A 17,137-nucleotide genomic window follows, 5' to 3' on the forward strand; every position below is an offset into this window, starting at 1 on the left:
ATTGAAATGGACAGATAGGATGGCGGTGTGAGCCCGCCTGGGATACAAGGGTGTCAGGCCGTTGCCGGACTCGATGAGGAGTCAGGTCAGGCAGATAACAAGAAAACGGCGGCGGGGTCGACCCCGACCGGCCAGTCAGCGCAGGAGGCGATGACGTGAATTTTCAGCAGTTACGTATTATTCGGGAGGCGGCGCGGCGGGATTACAACCTGACCGAGGTCGCCAATGCCCTGTTCACTTCCCAGTCCGGGGTCAGCCGCCATATCCGCGAGCTGGAGGAGGAGCTGGGGATAGAGCTGTTCATTCGCTATGGCAAGCGGCTGCTCGGCATGACGGAGCCGGGCAAGGAGTTGCTGGTGATCGCCGAGCGCATCCTCAACGACGCCAACAACATCCGCAAACTGGCCAGTACCTTTGCCAATCGCGAATCGGGCAGGTTGCTGGTGGCGACCACTCACACCCAGGCACGCTACGCCCTGCCACGGGTGGTGAAGGCCTTTCGTGAGCAGTTTCCGCTGGTGCAGCTGGAGCTGCACCAGGGCAGCCCGGAGGAGATAGTGCGGCTGGTGCAGGCTGGCGAGGTGGACATAGGTATCAGCAGCGAGCAGCTCGACAAGAGCGAAGGAGTGGTGGCGTTTCCCTATTACCGCTGGCACCACAACATAGTGGTGCCCGAGCAGCACCCCCTCACCGCCGAGCGGGAGCTGACACTGGCGGCGCTGGCGAACTGGCCCATCATCACCTATCAGGCCGGGCTGACCGGACGGGCGCGGGTGGATGAGGCGTTTGCCGAGGCGGGGATTGCGCCGCAGATCCTGCTGACCGCCCAGGATTCCGACGTCATCAAGACCTATGTCGAACTGGAGATGGGGGTCGGCATACTGGCGGACATGGCGTTCGACACCCAGCGTGACAAGGGGTTGGTACAGCTCGACGGCAGTCGGCTGTTTGCGCCGCACACCGCCTGGATCGGTCTCAAGCAGGGGCAGTTCCAGCACAACTTCGCCTGGCAGTTCATCCAGCTCTGCAACCCCGAGCTGGCGCTGGCGGACATTCAGGCTCGCGCCATGGGCGGCGAGCCGGCCCTCGACTTCCAGATCTGAGGCTTGCCACACCATACACAACGGGGAGCCAGTGGCTCCCCGTTTTCGTGATGGCGTGATGGCTTGGCGCTGGATCAATTCAGCACAATCCAGGCGCCTTGCCAGTGGGTACCGATGCCAGGTTCATATTGGGTGGTGCTGGCTGACCACTGGCTGCACCAGCCACTGGAGGGGAAGGGCCTGCACTGATAGACCTTGCCGTTCTTGGGTTGCAGCACCTTGGTGCCGTCGGTGTAGGACTTGAGCCCTTCCGGGAAGGTGAACTGGTAGTCACCACCGGACGGATCCTTGAACATCAGATCCAGCGTCTGCTGCAGGGCTTCGCCACCCGCCTTCGGCTTGGCCTCGATCACCAGCTGATGGTGGCCGGCGCTGAGTCCCGCGAGCGGCATGGTGAAGTTCTGGCTGCTGTCCTTGATGTCGGCAGAGGAGTGGCCCTTGGCCACACCACCGTGGTCATACAGGGTGTTGGTGACGGCCAGATCCCCTTGTGCTGTGACGGTGAAGTCGAGGGTCAGCCTGCCGTTGTCGAGCAGGTATTCGCTCTCCAGACCGCTCACGCTGATGTCGTTGCCCACCGGTGGCTCCAGCTGTTCGAGCTGGATCTCGACCCGTTCCAGCGTGCTGCCTGCCTTGAGGTAGACGGGGTTCTGGCCGTAGACAGGGTTGAATTGGCCGTCGGCGTTCTGCTGACCGGCGCGGATCTGGCTCTGCTCGGTATTGATTTTGCTGGCCAGGGCATGGGCCCAGTTGTTTTTCTGGCCCTGTTCCGTGGTGGTGATGGTCAGCTCGGTCTGCAGATCGGGGCGTACGCCATTGGCGTCGAATACCAGGGTTCTGGCTCTGTCACCGGCCGCCAGATCGGTGGAAGGGTAGATGGTGCCGCCCTGGCTCCAGCTCAGTGGTGGCTGGGTGCCACCCTTGAAGTTGGCGTCGATCAGGTTGTAGAAGCTGTTGCTGGTGTCGCCCACTTCCCACACCCCCAGGATCAGCTGATAGCCGGTACGTTCTGGCAGGGTGCACCTGTGTGTGACCTGTTTGGGCGGCTGTACCATGTTGCCATCCACCACGCAGAAGGGGGTGAGATCGAAGGCCGCGCGGGTCAGCGACTGGTTCGGGTTCCAGTCCTGTTTAGTGAGGTAGTAACGCCAGTTGCGGGTGACGTGGTTGGCGGTGAAGGTCCAGCTGATGGCGAAGGGGCCGGCCTGCACTTCCCGCCGGGCCCAGCGATCGCTGGTCTGGGCGTTGAGTTCGCTCCAGTTCGGACTGCCCGCCGAGGCAATCTGACCATCCTGAGGGCCGGATTGCGGGAAGCCGGAAGGGCCTTCCACGCTCTGGGGCTCCCACTGCACCGCGCCACACTGGCTGTTGCCACCGGTCTTGCACAGATAGTTGCGCGATTCCGGCTGGCTGATATAGCCGTGGGCAAGCACGCCCCCGCTGGCCAGCAGTGCCAGCGCCGTCGCGATATGATTGAGTTGGATTTTTGCTGCCATACAGTCCTCTGTTCGATAGATGTGGGCAGTCAAGTTGGCAGGGGAGTTCCCCGATACACACCTGCGTGTGGCAACCCCGCTATCCTGGACGACATGTCTTTAGACCGGAGGCTTTGCGTCCTGGCCTTTCAACCAGTTTGCCAAATGACTACATAAAGAGTCATGCCGTCTCGTTTGACGACAATCCCATCATGACTAGTTTTGATTAAATAATTAAATATAAATGTTTGAGCTTAACCGCCTTGGCGTGGTGCGAATGCCTAACTTGATGTTCTTAAATGTATATTTAAGCTACTCACCTTGCTGAATGTCGTGAATCATGTCGATAAGATGCAAAAAGACGACATTTTTTATCAATAAAAAAATCCCTGCCAGCGAGGCTGGCAGGGATGGGCATTGCGACAGGGCCGGACGGATCAGTGGCGAATGCGGGGACGTTCGGTTTGACCGGTCTGCGGATGCAGGGGCGCCCGTTGCCGGTCTATGGTGTTGCCGAGTTTGAACACCGCCAGCCGCTCGTCCAGGCTGCGGGAGAGGCCGGCCAGCAGCTCGCTCTCCTGGGCCAGTTGCGAGGCGGACTGGGACATTTCCAGTGCCGAGTCGTTGATGCCGCTGACGTTGCGGTTCATGTCCTCGGCCACCATGCTCTGCTGTTCGGCGGCGGTGGCTATCTGGGTTGCCATATCGCTCACGTGCTGGATGTGATTGACGATGAGGGAGAGATCCTGCCCTGCCTTCTCCGACTGGCTGACGCTGCTCGCCGCCAGCTTGCGGCTGGTATCCATGGCGCTGGCTGCGGTGACGGCCCGCTGTTGCAGTTGGGCTATGGTGCTCTGGATCTCCTCGGTAGACTGGCGGGTACGGCTCGCCAGGTGGCGCACCTCGTCGGCCACCACGGCGAAGCCGCGTCCCTGTTCTCCGGCGCGGGCTGCCTCGATGGCGGCATTGAGCGCCAGCAGGTTGGTCTGTTCCGAGATGGCGCTGATGACGGTGGTCACCTCGCTTATCTGCATCACCCCCTCCTTGAGCTGATTGACCTGCAGTGTGGCCTGCTCCACCTCGGTGGCCAGTGCCTGAATGCCATGCACGCTGGCATGCACGTCCCGGTTGCCGAGCCCGGCCTCGCTGGTGGCATCCTGGGTATCGCGGGCAGTATTTTCCGCGTGGCCCGCCACATCCGAGATGGTCGCGCTCATCTCGTTCATGGCGGTGGCGAGCTGAGCCAGCTGATCCCGCTGGCTGTTGACCGCCTGATTGGTCTGCTCGGCGGCTGCGGCGATGCGCAGGGCGGCATCCGCCACGTTGCGGGCACCCTGGCTGGCCTCGATCAGCGCGTGACGGATGGCGTCGAGCCCCTGGTTGGTGCAGGTGGCGACGACCCCCAGCTCATCCTTGCCGTGTATCGGTATGCTGACCACCAGATCCCCGGCCGCCACCTGCTGCATGGCCCGCTTGATCTCGGCCAGCGGATTGACGATGGATCGGCTGATGGCAAACCCCAGCAGCCCCATCAGCAGGATCACCAGCAGGGTGGCGCCTCCCATCAGCTGGTACTGGGACCAGATGGTGGCCTCGATGTCTTGCAGCGGCACGCCGGATCCCAGGATCCAGCCCCAGGGCTGGTAGCCCGCCACCAGCGACATTTTCTGGGCCGTCTCACCCGTGGGGGCAATCCATTGATATTCCAGCCGGCCACGCTGGCCCCCCTTGCCAAGATCCACCATGCGCTGCCAGTGCGCCCCGGTGGTTGCGCCGCTCTCTCCCATCTGCTGGCCGACCAGCTCCGGTTTGGTGGGGTGCACCACCACGTGGCGGGTCTCATCGATCACGAACAGATAGTTGTCGCCATCGAAGCGCATGCTGCTGAGCATGGCCTTGGCTTCGGCCTGGGCCTGAGCGGCGGGCAGTGTAGTAGCGAGGGCCTGGATCCGGCTCATGGCGAGATCCAGCACAGCCTGCAGTCGTGCCTCCCGCTCACTCATCAGATTGCGATGCAAGGCACTGGCCGAGATGAGCAGCAGTGCGATAAAGCCGACCAGTGCCAGTGAGAGCAGCAACATCAATTTGCGGCTCACGGCGATATCACCGAGCTTGAACATAAGCTATTCCTTCTTTCCCGTACGGGTCTGGTTATGGCCAGTCATGACGATGGCCCTGATTATTTCGGCGTTAACATTTAATTAACTTTCAATGATTTGTGGTGACTGAACGCTAATTGAGCGTGTTGACAATTAGTATAGCCAGCAGACAGAAACCCTCACTTTTGGTAGTGTGGTTGTGCGCATCCCGGCGCACTATTTGCCTGCCCTATTTGCAAAAAGTGTGAATGAGTTGGCATTTCACCAAAAAAAGGAGTGGGCGCCCCAGGGGGCTGCCCCATAACAAGAGGGAATTTATGAGTTCCATTGCCAGGAATTACTTGAACCAGCTCAACGCCGACTACCTGCAGGTACACAGGCGCAAGGAGGACCTGTTCTGGTCCACCTACATGGGCACCAGTGACAATCAGGCCGGTTTTACCGCCGCCGAGCAGGCCTATAAGGCCTTCTGTGCCGATCCTGCGCGCCTGCCGGTACTGAGGGAGATGCAGGCCCTGGCCGAAGAGACAGATCTCAAGCGAGGTCTGGGGGGCTGGATTGCCTTCTTCGAGTGCAATGTCATCGAGGATCCGGCGGCTGCCGCCCTGATGGACGAGCTGGTAGCAGCCGAGGCGGCGCTGTTCGCCCGTCGCCGGGAGCTGAAGCTGACCTTGCTGGACGAGCAGGGCCGCCAGGTGTCCGGCAGCCTGCCCGCCGCCAGCACGGCACTGGCTGCCAGCGCCGATGAAGCGGTGCGCCAGAGCGCACTCGCCATGTTCCATACCCTGGAGCAGTGGGTGGTCGACAACGGCTATCTGGAGATAGTTCTGCTTCGCAACCGCTTCGCCCGCGCCATGGGCTATCGCGACTATTTCGATTACAAGGTGCGCAAGAACGAGCAGATGAGCCCGGCGCAGCTGTTTGCTGTGCTGGATGACTTCATCGCCCGCACCGAGCAGCGGGTGCAACAGAGCCTGGCGGAACTCAAGGCGGCCAAGGGGGAGGCGGCGCTCTTGCCCCACAACCTGCGTTACTTCGTCAGCGGCGACGTGACCCGTCAGCTCGATCCCTATGTGCCCTTCTCCCGGGCGCTGAAGGATTGGGTCGAGAGCTTCCGCCGGCTCGGCATCCAGTATCGGGACGCGACCCTCACCCTGGATCTGCTGACCCGGGAGGGGAAATACGAGAACGGCTTCTGCCACGGCCCTGTGCCCAGCTTCTGGCAGGAGGGCAAGTGGGTGCCCGCCGTGGTCAATTTCACCAGCCTGGCCAACCCATCTCAGGTAGGCAGCGGCTGGAGCGGCCTCAACACCCTGTTCCACGAGGGGGGCCACGCAGCCCACTTTGCCAATGTGACCGGCAACGCACCCTGTTTCTCCCAAGAGTTCCCGCCCACCTCCATGGCCTATGCCGAGACCCAGTCCATGTTCTGCGACAGCCTGCTGGACGATGCTGACTGGCTCAAGCGCTATGCCAGAAACGAGGCGGGGGAGGCGATCCCCGATTCGCTCATCAAGGCGATGATAGAGGCGCGCCAGCCCTTTCGTGCCTTCAACGAGCGCCAGATAGCGCTGGTCTCCTACTTCGAGCGAGATCTCTACGCCATGGCCGACGGCGATCGCACCCCGGCCGCCGTGCTGGCGCTGGCTCGCCAGTGGGAGCGCAAGATCCTCGGCACTGAGAGCCCGCGTCCGCTGCTGGCCATTCCGCACCTCCTTAATCAAGAGTCGGCTTGTGCCTACCACGGCTATCTGCTGGCGCTGATGGCGGTGGAGCAGACCCGCGCCTACTTCCTCAAGCGTGACGGCTATCTCACCGACAACCCGCGCATCGGGCCGGATCTGGCCGCCCACTACTGGGGGCCGGGCAACGGCATGACCCATGACCAGACGCTGCAGAGCCTTACCGGCGAGGGCTTCAGCGCAGCCCCCCTGGCCTGGGTATGCAACCAGAGCGTGGCTGATGCCTGGGCGCAGGCCCAAGCCTGCATGGTTGCGGCGCAGCAAAGGCCGCCGGCCGGTAAGGGGGCGCCGCTCAATGCCCGCATCCGGGTGGTGCACGGGGATCTGCTTGTCGCCGACAATAGCCACTCGGAGGCGGCCATGCTGGCCGACTTCGAGGCCTGGATCCGGCGCTATGGCGAGGCCGAGCACGCCACCCTGAGTTAGGAAACCCCGCCTGCAAAAGAGCCCTGCCAATTGGCAGGGCTCTCTTTTTAGATGACGAGCGGGGGCGTCACATCTTCAGCAAGGTCACCGGCTTGCCCTTGAGGGCGACCAGCAGCTGCCTGCCCGGCAGCTTGTGGCCATCGAGTATCATAGTGCTTTGGCTGAAGTTGGCCACCAGCCGGCTGCCATCGGAGAAGTGGGTCTCCTGCACCCGGCCCACCCCGTCCCGCCAGCGGAATCCCACCAGCGCCTTGTCCCACAGCGCCTCGTGCAGCGGGGCAAACTGGCTGTCGAGCCTCACCAGCTCCGGCAGGCGACTGTCCAGCGTACTGCGGCTCAGGTTGACAAGCGGTGGCGTGTTGTAGAGCAGGCCGAGCAGGGCGCGCTCCTCCTTGATGCCCGGGAACTTGAGGTTGTCCAGCAGCCAGTGGTGGCTATTGAGCACAGCGTCGTGGAACACGGCCTGGTAGAGGGGCAGTCGATCCGCCGGGTTGAACACGGTTTTCAGGTAGCGCGGCTTGAGCCGGGCAGGCTGGAAGAAGAGCTGCGGCGCCTCGTCCGGCCACCATTTGCCGAGGTAGTAGGGGGACTTGGCCTGCTGGCGCATGGCGGCATCCTCCCAACCGAAGCCCCAGCTCTGGATGCCGTGGGCAAACATCAGCGGCTTGCTGGTGAGGGCGTTGCCATCCTCCGAGCCCAGCACCAGCCCTAGCCGCTCCCCCACCCAGCTCATGCGGGCGTTGCGGTCGGCGATCATGGCCTGGCTGCCCTGCTGGTGAGCCGGGTTGTCATCGTTGGAGGCCATGGCGGTGCCGTCCACGTCGAGGAACAGGCTGTTGATGCCGCTGGCTTTGGCTAGCTCGCTCATGCGGCTCTTGGCGAAGGGCAGGGTGCAGCCCGGGTTGAGGTAGACCCCTTCTCCGCCGAATCCGGGCTTTGGTTTGCCGTTGGCCTCGACGATGGCGCAGCGCTTGCCGATCTCGACAGGCAGCTGGGCGGTGAGCCAGCTGTCGTTGCTGCCGGGGGGGATGGCGGTATCGTAGGAGTCATAGCTGCTCACCAGATAGCCCAGGCGCTGAGCGGCGGTGAGGGCATCACCCTGTTGCAGGGCAGCCGTCCATTGCGGTGTGCCGAGCCAAAGCTTGCGCAGCCCCGCCTGTTGCAGCGCCTCTACCACAGGCAGTGATAGCCCCTGGCCCCAGCGCTCCTGCGCCACCAGCTGCTCGCCGAACTGGCCCTGGACCCACTGCTGGCGCAGTGCCAGCACCTTGCTCTGGCTCAGGGGGCCCTGCTGGGCAGGCAGGGGCAGCAGGCTGGCAATCAGCCGGTTGAGGCCGGCCATGATCAGCGTCTGCTGCCAGGGCTCGGGCGCTGAAGCCGCCAGTGCCGCTCGCTCCTCGCCGCTGAAGCCTTGCAGCCAGGCCGGCTGTTGCCGGAGTGTGGCCTGCAGGCCGGGCCAATCCTTCACATCCTGCCTGTCGAGCAGGGCATCGCCCCACAAATAGACATGGCTGGCGCCGATCAGCCGCCGACCGGCAGGAATGCGGGCAAACTTGTCGGCGAGTGACTGCCAGGCTCCCTCGCCCTGCAACCACTCCCGGTAGCGGCGGGCGCCGGCCAGCCAGTCATCCCCCACGCTCAAGCGCACCACCATGGGGGCCTGCCGGTTGACGCTGCTGAACTCGTGCTGGGCGCTCAACTGCAGCCGTCCCCCCTTGCGGGTGAAGCTGAGCTGGTTGTCATAAGGCGTCTGCAGGATCCAGCTGTAGGTCTGCTTGCCCGCATCCTGGCTCCAGAGCGGCAGCTTGAGGTCGTGGTGGGTGTTGAGCTCGGCCAGCTCGTCGCCGACATAGCCGAGCCAGTCGCTGTCGCGTACCGAGAAGCGGCTGCCCTCGCCAAAGGCCAGCGACAGGTGGGTCTGGTTTTTCGGCAGGCTGTACCAGGCCAGTTGACGGGGACTGTCGCTGACCAGCGTCAGCAGCAAGTCATCGCCGTCCAGCTTGACGTTCACCCTGGCGTCCTGGGCGGGCCAGTGCCAGCTGGCCTGCTGCTCGTCCTGTTGCAACTGATCGACCTGGCGGGCGGGTTGGCCCGCGCTGACCGGGATCGTGTTGACCGAAATGGCCAGGGTGTCGGGATCTATGCTGTAACTTTGTGTCTCACCCTGCAGCGTCAGGGGGGCGGCGGCCAGCGGTGCCGCCAGCAGTGACATCAGCAGCCAGCCCAGTGCGGGTGACGTTGTCTGTAAACCCTTCATTCAACATCCTCGACCTGATTGATGGCTCAGGGTACGCCGTTGCCAGCACCCCGGTACAGCCAAATTTGCTTAACCCATATGGGGTGAATGGCATCGAGTCCGCCGTTTTTTAAGTCGTTCCATTTCGAATAAAAAGCATCATTTGAACCCCTTTGCAGCCCCCGCCAGCACTGGTTTCATTGACCTTCACAGGGGGCTGGATCTGCCACGCCTCCTTTTGATAGACGCCCCATATAGGGGGATGCCAGCCTGGTCACCAGTTTCTAGCATGCCGGCTCATTTTGAACTCAAGACCTTGTTTTATAAGATTTGTTTCTGACTGGAGTATCAATATGAAGGCGACAAAATGGGGTGTGGGGCTGGGGTTGTGCACCCTGCTGGCCGGGGTGATCGGCTGGTGCCTGTGGCCGCAGCCGGCGACGCCGGACCTGGAGGCTGGCCACAGCGGCGAGCGGTTGGTGGACTCCCCCGAGCTGGTAGAGCCGGCTCAGCTTGCCGTGATGTCGGCACCCGAGATCAAGTCCGCGCCGGCAGAGGCGGCCGCCAAACCTGGCCGGCTGCGTGCGGATGGGAGCCAGCAGCTTGATGTTCCCTGGCAGGTGGCCGAGGTGGATGCCGACTTTCCGCTGGTGGAGCCTGGCGAGGGGGTGGAACAGCTCCTGCCGATCGCTTTGCAGGGCAGCGAGCTTGGGCAGGCCCAGGTTGGCGACCACGTGACCCTGCTGCTGCCGGACAGCAGCACGCTGGAAGCCAGGGTGACCAAGGTGGAGCTGCAGCGCGGCGGGGAGCGCAACTGGCAGGGTGAAATACGAGTCGACGGTGACAGCTATCCGGTCAATTTCACCGTCGGCAAGCAAGCCACCTTCGGCTTCATCGGCACGCCGCAAGGCAGTTACTCCGTCGAGACGCTGGGGGGCAAGGGCTGGGTTTACAAGAACCCGCCACTGGATCGGGGTCATGGCGGCAGTGACGCCCTGATCCCGACTCATCAATAACAACAGCAGAGGGAAAATCACATGCAGAAAACGACATTGGGGATCATGATTGCGGGTTTGCTCGGTGCCACGCCCGTACTGGCGGAAACCATCGACCTGATGGTACTGCACAGCCCGGGGCTGGCGGCCCGTTATCAGGGGGATGCCCAGACCCGGATCCAGCACATGATCAACGTCACCAACCAGATCTATGCTGCCAGCGGTCTGGATCTGACGGTGCGTGCCGTGCATAGCCAGCAGGTGAACTATCCGGATAGTGGCACGGACGGCCAGGCACTCAGGGATGTGACCAAGCAGCGTGTGCCAGCCTTCAAGGATGTGCCTGCCCTGCGGACCCGCTATGGCGCCGACATGGTGGTGCTGATGCGGCCCAACACGGGTGACCACGGCAGTTGCGGGCTGGCCTGGCTGGGGGGCTCGGCCACCTATGCCGATGGTCGCAAGGCGTATGCTGACGGGGATGTATCCAAGGAAGCCGACAGCATGTTCAGCCATATCACCGCCACCGGCTGCGGCGACGTAGTGCTGGCGCACGAGCTTGGCCACAACATGGGGCTCAACCACTCCCGTCTGCAGGATGGCACGGGTGGCACCTACCATTATGCGCTGGGGCACGGGGTGCAGGGCTCCTTCGCCACCGTGATGGCCTACCCCTCCAGTTTCGGGGTCTACAGCCACGAGTACAAGTTCTCCAGCCCGGATCTGGTCTGCAAGGGCCAGCCCTGCGGCGTGGATCACCAGGATCAGGCCAATGGCGCTGATGCGGTGCGGGCGCTGCGGGTCACCACGCCCCAGATCGCCAACTTTTATCCCACCATGGTGACGGAGGAGATACCGGATATGGGTGAGCTGGAACGCTCGCTCGAGGCTCGTCGTCAGGATCTGGCGATGGCTCAGGCCCACTACAGCCAGCAAGTGGCAGCCAGTACCGCGCTGCAGGACCGGCAGCAGGCGCTGCTGGCCAACTTCGATCGCTACCCGCGCGAGCAGGCCTCCCTCCATCAGCGCAGCAACCAAGCCCTTCAGGAACGCAACCGGCTGGTGCAGCAGCACAACAGCTACAACGGCAGCTACAGCCCTGCCGAGTATCAGCGGATCCGCACCATTCAGGCGGGGCTGATTACCCGGATCAACCAGTTGTGTGACGAGAGCAATGCACTGATCCGCCAGTACAACGAGATCAGCCAGCGCTTTAATGATGAGGTGGCCGAGTACAACGGCAGCTGGGATCGCTACAACCAGCTGATGGCGGCGGTGAAGCGTGCCGAAGACAAGGTAGGAGAGGCGCGTCGCGAGGTGGAGCTGGCCGAGCACAGATATCAGCTGGCACTGGCCCGTCAACCGGTCAAGACGCTGTCTGCCTGATATGAGCCGCGCCCTTGGCTGCACGCAGCCAGGGGCGCGGTGACTCATGTTGTTGCTGCCTGCCATACCCTCGCCCTTCTGCCATGGCGTCAGCGCCCCTGATCCCGAATTGCCCCGCTTTCCCCACGTGACAGGCCCATTGTTCCCCTATCTTGCCCTGTTGCTCGGCATCTTGCTGCTGAGCGCCAACTACAATCGGCTGCTCTCTCGCCTGATGAGCAGGCGGGCATTGCGCAAAGCCGGTTAACCATGGGGCCATAAGGCCCCATTTTTGGGTCTGCCCTCTTGTCACACTCTGTCACCAAGTCGCCTCTGGCTGGCAAAGTCTTGTCATGGCACAGGCGTGTAATGGGGCAAGGATACTAGCGTGGCCGTTGGGTGAGCCGGGCGAGCAATGCACAATAAGACGGGACAAGGAGCAACAAATGGTGACCAAGCGGGCGTTATGGCTGCTGCCGGTGTTGGCGACAGTGATCTGGTGGGCGGGATATGCAGGGGATGCCAATGGCGTCTGGCCATGGCGCCATGAGATGTTGTTGCTGACCGGCCTGCTGGGGTTGGGCTACATGGCGCTGACCCTGTTGCTGGCGCTGCGTTTGCCGAGGTTGGAAGTCTGGTGTGGCGGGCTGGATCGCATGTTGCGATTCCATCGTCACAGCGCCATGGCCGCGACCCTGGCCCTGACCAGTCACTGGTTGCTGGTGGAGGCGCCCAAGTGGGCGGTGACGGCCGGCTGGTTGACCCGGCCTGTCCGCCGGGCTGCGGACAGCGGAGCGGGGACAGGTAATGGCCTCTCCCTGCATGCCCTTGGCAATACGCTGGGAGAGTGGAGCTTCTATCTGCTGATCGCCCTGGTGGTGGTGAGCCTGTTGTCACTGGTGAGCTATGGCCGTTTTCGGGTGATCCACCGTCTGGCGCCGCTCATCTATCTGGCGGGGTGGATACACGCTCTTTGCCTGTTGCCCCAGATTGGCCTGCTGACACCCGTGGGGCTCGGCATCGCTCTGCTGGGCGGTGCAGGGGCGGTGGCTGCCGTTTACTCCCTGCTGGGTTTGACCGGTCAGCGGGATCGTCATCAGGGCCGCATAGTGGCGCTGCGCACCCTGGCGGACAGTACCCGTGAATTCACCTTGCAGCTGGAGACGCCGCTGTCGCACTACAGGCCAGGCCAGTTTGCCTTCTTCGAGTTTGATGCGAAGGAGGGCCCTCATCCTTTCACGCTGGTGCGGGTGTCGCCGGACAAGCGTCAGCTGGTGATCGCGGTGCGGGCGCTGGGAGACCATACCCGTCAGTTGGTCGAGGCGGCCCGGTTCGATGACGCTGTGACGGTGACAGGGCCTTATGGTGCCTTTGTCTGTCCCGCTCGCCGGGGGCAGTCGCTCTGGCTTGGCGCCGGGATCGGTATTACGCCCTTCGTCGCCTGGCTGGAGGGGTTGGTAGCCTGTGGTGAACGGGGGGAGGGGATCACATTGATCCAGTGTGCACCGGATCTGGCCGGCGCCGTCTATCACCAGCGATTGGCCGAGTTGTGTCAGCGTACCGGGGTTCGCTATCAACTGCACCTGGACCGGGAGGCGGGGCGGCTGGACTTGGCCAGCCTTGCGCAGAACAAGCCTGCTGCCGTCTGGTTCTGTGGGCCGGAAGGGATGGCAGACGCCCTGGCCCGGTTGTTGCCGGGCGGGCGTCTGCATCGCGAGCTATTTCGCTTTCGCTGACAACTGGGCGAGGGCGGCCTCTACCGCGGCTTCCAGCTGGGGATCTCGCCCGCCTACCATGTCGGTCGGGGTGAGCGCCACCTGCACGTCCGGGATCAGCTCCTGATTTTCGTAAAGGGTGCCGTCCGGATTGCTCAGCCCCAGGGTCGGGATGCCATAGGCCAGTCCCGGGATCAGTCTGGATGCGTGGGCATAGACCATGGTGCCCGTGCCCGGCACAGGCTCGCCGACGATGGGGCCCACCTTGAGGGTGTGGTAGTACTGGGGGAAGGCCGAGCCTTCCGAGTAGCTGCCTGCGTTGACCAGTACCACAGAGGGCTTGGTCCATTGGCGGGTGGCGGCGTCCGTCTCCCCCTTGCCGAGCCGTGGCCAGCTGCGTGCCATCCCCTTGGCGCTGCCGTTGCCCGTCAGAAATTCCACCAAGGTGTTGGCCAGGTAGCCGCCCTTGTTGAAGCGCACGTCCACGATCAGTGCCTCGCGATTGCGCTGACGGCCGAGGGCATCGGCAACCATCTCCTCATACACGGCGCTGCTCATCTCCGGCAGATAGACATAGCCAACCCGCCCCTGACTCAGTTGCGCCACCTGTGCGCGGCGCTTGGCGACCCAGCCATCCAGTTGCAGACGGTACTCCTGCGGCAAGTCCATGGCGGTGACATCGAGCTGCACCGTATCCTTGCTTCCCTTTGGCAGCAGGGTGAGGGCCAGTCGCTGGCCGGCCTGGTGATTGAGCAGGGCATCCAGCTCGTTCAGGCTGTGCAGCGCTGCGCCGTTGATGGCCAGCAGGCGGGCGCCCGGTACCAGATCCGTCTCCTGATCCAGCGGGCCGCCAGCCAGCAGGGCCGTCAGTGTTACCCCGTGCTTGTCTTCGTGCCAGTAGCCGCCGAGGCTGGCGGTCTCATCGGGCAGCCGCGGGAAGGGCGCCGGGCCATAGCCCCAGGTGTGGGAGACGTTCAGCTCGCCGGCCAGCTCCGCCAGCAGATTGCCAAAGTCCCGACCATTGCGGATGCCGGGCAGCTGGCGACGATAGGCGGCCACATAGCCATCCCAGTCCACCCCGTTCATGTCGGCCCGATAAAATTCGTCCCGGGTGAGCCGGGTGATCTGGTCGAAGACGGCAGTCATCCGATCTCGCCAGCTGGCGGTGATCAGCAGGTTGTAAGGGTGTCTGCTGGCTTCGCCGGAGCGGGGGTCGATGAGGGCAATTTCCCCCTCCCGCACCAGGGTGGCTAGGCTGGCGTCCTCATTGAGGCTGGCCAGCGCAGGGCCAGGCTGTTCGGCGAACAGCAGCCGGGTCTCTCCCTTGCGCAACGCCTGGGCGTATCCCTTGATCTCGCGCTCGCCATTGGCATCTGTCTCCTCCACCAGATAGATCAGGTGATCATCGACGATGCGGCTGGCGAGGACAGGGCCGCGTGGTTGCAGCTGCAGTGCCTCCCTGTGGGCCAGCTTGTCGCTCTCGAAGCCGTAACCCGCCTTGGGGGGCGCCTGTTCAGCGAGGAAGTCGCTCTTGGCGGCACGGCTGCTGTAGAGGCCGAGCAGGCTGCCATCCAGCGGCTCGCCGTCGGCGCCGAGCTTGCCGTATTTGGCGGATTGCCAATAGAGGATACCGCCATCCTGACTCCAGGCCGGGCTGCCGTCCTGATAACCGTTGAGGCTGACGTTGACCGGCTTGGCTCTGGCGTCCCGGGTGTCGATGACGGCGATCTCCTGCTGGGCCGAGTCGGGCTGTATGGTCAGTGCCAGATGGTGAGCGTCGGGGGCGAAGGCCAGCTCCACCGCGTGGCGAGAGGGGTTGAACTCGGCGGCGACCAGCGGTCGCTGCTTGCCGCTGGCCAGATCCAGCAGGTGCACGGCCTGACCGTCCACCACGAAGGCGAGCTGCTTGCCGTCGGGGGAAAGGGTCGGCTTGCTGATGGCAACGCCCGGCATGGCCAGCAGCTTCTCTTCGATGAGGGGGCCGGGCTCGCTGAACAGCCGGTCCGGTTGCGCCTTCTTAAGGCGATAGAGGGCGGCCGGCCCCTCCTGCTCGGAGAGATAAATGAGCTCCTGTTCCTTGTCCACGTAGCGCGGCGATGACTGCTCGCTGGGGTGGCGGGTGAGCTGGCGTACCCGCTCACGGCGGGTGTCGACCGCAAACAGATCCCCCTGACTCACCAGGATCACCTCCTCCCCATCCTGGCGGGCGAGGGCCTCGTCGATGACGACGGGGGCGTCGCTCTGTTCGTCGGGAGCCTGGGCCCAGCGCGGCCGGATCGCCAGCTTGCGGGGCGCCTCGCTGCCGGCATCGAGCCGGTAGAGCTCACCTTGCCAGGACCAGACCAGATCGCCGTATCGGGAGGCGCTGAGGCCACGTACCGGATGGCCCTGATAGTGGGTGAGCTGGCGATCCTGACCGCTGGTCAGCTCCCGTTGCCAGACGTTGAAATCGCCGCTGCGCTCGCTCAGGTAATAGAGTGCCTCGCCCTTGTCATCCCAGACGGGATCGCTGGCGGCGACCCTGTCTTCGGTCAGCTGGCGATGCTGTTTGCCATCGAACAGCCAGAGGCGAGAGACGGCAAAGGAGCGCTGGTGCTTGCGAAATGGCTGATCCATGCCTGGCATCTGATAAGCCAGCTGGCTGCCATGGGGACGAGCCAGGGTAGCTGGCAGGGGCTGCGCCGGGGTCAGTGCGCCGCCATCTATGGGGGTCCAGTAGAGGGCGCTGGCTTGCAGCCCCTCTGCCACGAAGTGATCCGCCTCCGGACTGGTCAGGCGCTGGCTGCTCAGCAACAGCTGCTTGCCATCGGCGCTGAATGCCTGGGGCAGATCGGGGCGCGAATCCCGGGTCAGCCGCACCATTTCGCCCCCCTCGCTCGGCACCACGAACACATCTTCATTGCCATAGAGATTGGCGGCGAAAGCAATCTGCTTGCCGTCCGGTGACCAGATCGGGCGCTGGCTCAGGTAGTCGCTGCCGGTGAGCGGCGTGGCGAGGCCGCCGTCCCCTGCGCTCAGGTAGATGCGTCCCTGCCAGGTGAATGCAAGCTGCTTGCCATCGGGGGAGAGAGCTGGCTCGCGCAACCAGATCGGCTCGGCAGCCTGCAGGGGGGCGCAGATCAGCAAGATCAGCAAGGAGAGTCGGTATCGCATCATGGAGATTTCCTGATAGGTGAAAAGCGCCTTATCTTCCCCCAATCGCCAGGGGGGGACTATCCCGAGATAGGGGGGATATCCCATTGTTTTGGCTGTTAATTGTAACAATTCTTAAAAGCTGGCGCGGGATATGTTTCTCTGGATATATTGAGTATTGATGGCGATCCAATATGATGGCGCTCGCCCGCCGCTCGGGGCGGTGCAGTTCAGATGATTTGGTAACAAGAAAAGCCCTTATCAGAGGCTTGTCGAGGGATGGAATGAGAGTCGTATTACTGTGTTTGCTGGGGCTGTGGCCCGCACTGAGTTTTGCCACCCTGTCCGCCGATATGGTGGTGGTGAAAAAGTCGAGTTATAGCCTGACCCTGATGAAGGACGGCAAGGAGGTCAAACGCTACTGGATCGCCCTGGGGCCGGCCCCCAAGGGTCACAAGCAGCGGGAAGGGGATCAACGTACGCCGGAAGGGCGCTACATCCTCGACTACAAGAAGACCAACTCCAACTATTACAAGGCCATCCACATCAACTACCCGAACCTGGACGACATCAAGGCGGCCAACGAGATGGGTGTGTTACCGGGTGGCATGATCATGATCCATGGTCAGCGCAACAGCATAGGCAACACCCGTTTGCAGCCGTCCAACTGGACCAATGGTTGCATCGCCATGCTCAACCATGATCTGGACGAAGTGTGGAACGCCATCGAACCCGGAACCCCCATTGTCATCCAGCCCTGATTGCCTGTCGCGCGCCACCATCAGGGTGGCGCGCGACTGTTCGGCTGCCTCCATACCTTCTCTGTCTGCTGTCCCCTTGCTGTGCTAG

Annotated in this window: 12 protein-coding genes and 1 riboswitch; of the genes, 8 read left to right on the forward strand and 4 right to left on the reverse strand. The window is 63.1% G+C overall.

Translation table 11 applies throughout. The features are described from left to right. The first annotated feature begins 27 nt into the window (after nucleotides 1–27). Nucleotides 28–159 (forward strand): hypothetical protein, encoded by a 132-nt coding sequence (locus BN1129_RS24415; protein WP_258224749.1) that lies wholly within the window; start codon nucleotides 28–30, stop codon nucleotides 157–159. Next, the gene (cbl, locus tag BN1129_RS19330) at nucleotides 156–1,103 is read left to right on the forward strand and encodes an HTH-type transcriptional regulator Cbl (protein ID WP_042038740.1); all 948 of its coding nucleotides are present in this window, start codon (nucleotides 156–158) and stop codon (nucleotides 1,101–1,103) included. The genes BN1129_RS24415 and cbl overlap by 4 nt, the downstream gene beginning before the upstream one ends. A gap of 74 nt (nucleotides 1,104–1,177) precedes the next feature. Here the strand turns inward: cbl and gbpA are convergent, their stop codons facing one another. Together gbpA and BN1129_RS19340 are read right to left on the reverse strand one after the other, a co-directional pair. Continuing rightward, nucleotides 1,178–2,599, reverse strand: a complete 1,422-nt coding sequence (gene gbpA, locus BN1129_RS19335) for an N-acetylglucosamine-binding protein GbpA (RefSeq protein ID WP_084204703.1) — start codon at nucleotides 2,597–2,599, stop codon at nucleotides 1,178–1,180. Nucleotides 2,600–2,665: 66 nt separating this feature from the next. Continuing rightward, a riboswitch (cyclic di-GMP riboswitch) is annotated at nucleotides 2,666–2,751 on the reverse strand. A gap of 264 nt (nucleotides 2,752–3,015) precedes the next feature. Beyond that, nucleotides 3,016–4,698: a methyl-accepting chemotaxis protein gene (locus tag BN1129_RS19340; protein WP_042038742.1), complete on the reverse strand. Its 1,683-nt coding sequence runs from the start codon at nucleotides 4,696–4,698 to the stop codon at nucleotides 3,016–3,018. Nucleotides 4,699–4,994: 296 nt separating this feature from the next. On the opposite strand from BN1129_RS19340, the gene BN1129_RS19345 reads away from it, so the two are divergent. Then, the gene (locus tag BN1129_RS19345) at nucleotides 4,995–6,845 is read left to right on the forward strand and encodes a M3 family metallopeptidase (RefSeq protein WP_042038743.1); all 1,851 of its coding nucleotides are present in this window, start codon (nucleotides 4,995–4,997) and stop codon (nucleotides 6,843–6,845) included. A 67-nt stretch (nucleotides 6,846–6,912) separates the two neighbouring features. Here the strand turns inward: BN1129_RS19345 and BN1129_RS19350 are convergent, their stop codons facing one another. Further along, nucleotides 6,913–9,102 (reverse strand): glycoside hydrolase, encoded by a 2,190-nt coding sequence (locus BN1129_RS19350; RefSeq protein WP_042038744.1) that lies wholly within the window; start codon nucleotides 9,100–9,102, stop codon nucleotides 6,913–6,915. Between the two features lie 332 nt (nucleotides 9,103–9,434). Here BN1129_RS19350 and BN1129_RS19355 point away from each other — a divergent pair, with 332 nt between their 5' ends. From BN1129_RS19355 to BN1129_RS19370, 4 genes are all read left to right on the forward strand, one after another. Beyond that, nucleotides 9,435–10,097: a hypothetical protein gene (locus BN1129_RS19355; protein WP_042038746.1), complete on the forward strand. Its 663-nt coding sequence runs from the start codon at nucleotides 9,435–9,437 to the stop codon at nucleotides 10,095–10,097. Between the two features lie 21 nt (nucleotides 10,098–10,118). Further along, entirely contained in the window at nucleotides 10,119–11,462 is a 1,344-nt protein-coding gene (locus tag BN1129_RS19360; protein WP_042038748.1) for a zinc-dependent metalloprotease, read from the forward strand. A gap of 46 nt (nucleotides 11,463–11,508) precedes the next feature. Further along, nucleotides 11,509–11,709: a hypothetical protein gene (locus BN1129_RS19365; protein ID WP_042038749.1), complete on the forward strand. Its 201-nt coding sequence runs from the start codon at nucleotides 11,509–11,511 to the stop codon at nucleotides 11,707–11,709. 178 nt (nucleotides 11,710–11,887) lie between these two features. After that, on the forward strand, nucleotides 11,888–13,177 hold the full coding sequence (locus BN1129_RS19370) for a ferredoxin reductase family protein (RefSeq protein ID WP_042038751.1): 1,290 nt from the start codon (nucleotides 11,888–11,890) through the stop codon (nucleotides 13,175–13,177). On the opposite strand, the gene BN1129_RS19375 is transcribed toward BN1129_RS19370, so the two are convergent. After that, nucleotides 13,160–16,309: a S41 family peptidase gene (locus BN1129_RS19375; RefSeq protein WP_042038925.1), complete on the reverse strand. Its 3,150-nt coding sequence runs from the start codon at nucleotides 16,307–16,309 to the stop codon at nucleotides 13,160–13,162. The genes BN1129_RS19370 and BN1129_RS19375 overlap by 18 nt on opposite strands. Nucleotides 16,310–16,572: 263 nt before the next feature. Here BN1129_RS19375 and BN1129_RS19380 point away from each other — a divergent pair, with 263 nt between their 5' ends. Next, nucleotides 16,573–17,049: a L,D-transpeptidase family protein gene (locus tag BN1129_RS19380; protein ID WP_042038753.1), complete on the forward strand. Its 477-nt coding sequence runs from the start codon at nucleotides 16,573–16,575 to the stop codon at nucleotides 17,047–17,049. Nucleotides 17,050–17,137: the final 88 nt, after the last annotated feature.

The sequence above is a fragment of the Aeromonas popoffii genome (genome assembly GCF_000820025.1).
Classification (GTDB): Bacteria; Pseudomonadota; Gammaproteobacteria; order Enterobacterales; family Aeromonadaceae; genus Aeromonas; species Aeromonas popoffii.

What these genes read in the sequence shown, in the direction of transcription:
- gbpA (WP_084204703.1), bottom strand. Translation starts at nt 2,599, where the DNA reads ATGGCAGCAAAAATCCAACTCAATCATATCGCGACGGCGCTGGCACTG.
- BN1129_RS19340 (WP_042038742.1), bottom strand. Translation starts at nt 4,698, where the DNA reads ATGTTCAAGCTCGGTGATATCGCCGTGAGCCGCAAATTGATGTTGCTG.
- BN1129_RS19345 (WP_042038743.1), top strand. Translation starts at nt 4,995, where the DNA reads ATGAGTTCCATTGCCAGGAATTACTTGAACCAGCTCAACGCCGACTAC.
- BN1129_RS19350 (WP_042038744.1), bottom strand. Translation starts at nt 9,102, where the DNA reads ATGAAGGGTTTACAGACAACGTCACCCGCACTGGGCTGGCTGCTGATG.
- BN1129_RS19355 (WP_042038746.1), top strand. Translation starts at nt 9,435, where the DNA reads ATGAAGGCGACAAAATGGGGTGTGGGGCTGGGGTTGTGCACCCTGCTG.
- BN1129_RS19360 (WP_042038748.1), top strand. Translation starts at nt 10,119, where the DNA reads ATGCAGAAAACGACATTGGGGATCATGATTGCGGGTTTGCTCGGTGCC.
- BN1129_RS19365 (WP_042038749.1), top strand. Translation starts at nt 11,509, where the DNA reads ATGTTGTTGCTGCCTGCCATACCCTCGCCCTTCTGCCATGGCGTCAGC.
- BN1129_RS19370 (WP_042038751.1), top strand. Translation starts at nt 11,888, where the DNA reads ATGGTGACCAAGCGGGCGTTATGGCTGCTGCCGGTGTTGGCGACAGTG.
- BN1129_RS19375 (WP_042038925.1), bottom strand. Translation starts at nt 16,309, where the DNA reads ATGCGATACCGACTCTCCTTGCTGATCTTGCTGATCTGCGCCCCCCTG.
- BN1129_RS19380 (WP_042038753.1), top strand. Translation starts at nt 16,573, where the DNA reads ATGAGAGTCGTATTACTGTGTTTGCTGGGGCTGTGGCCCGCACTGAGT.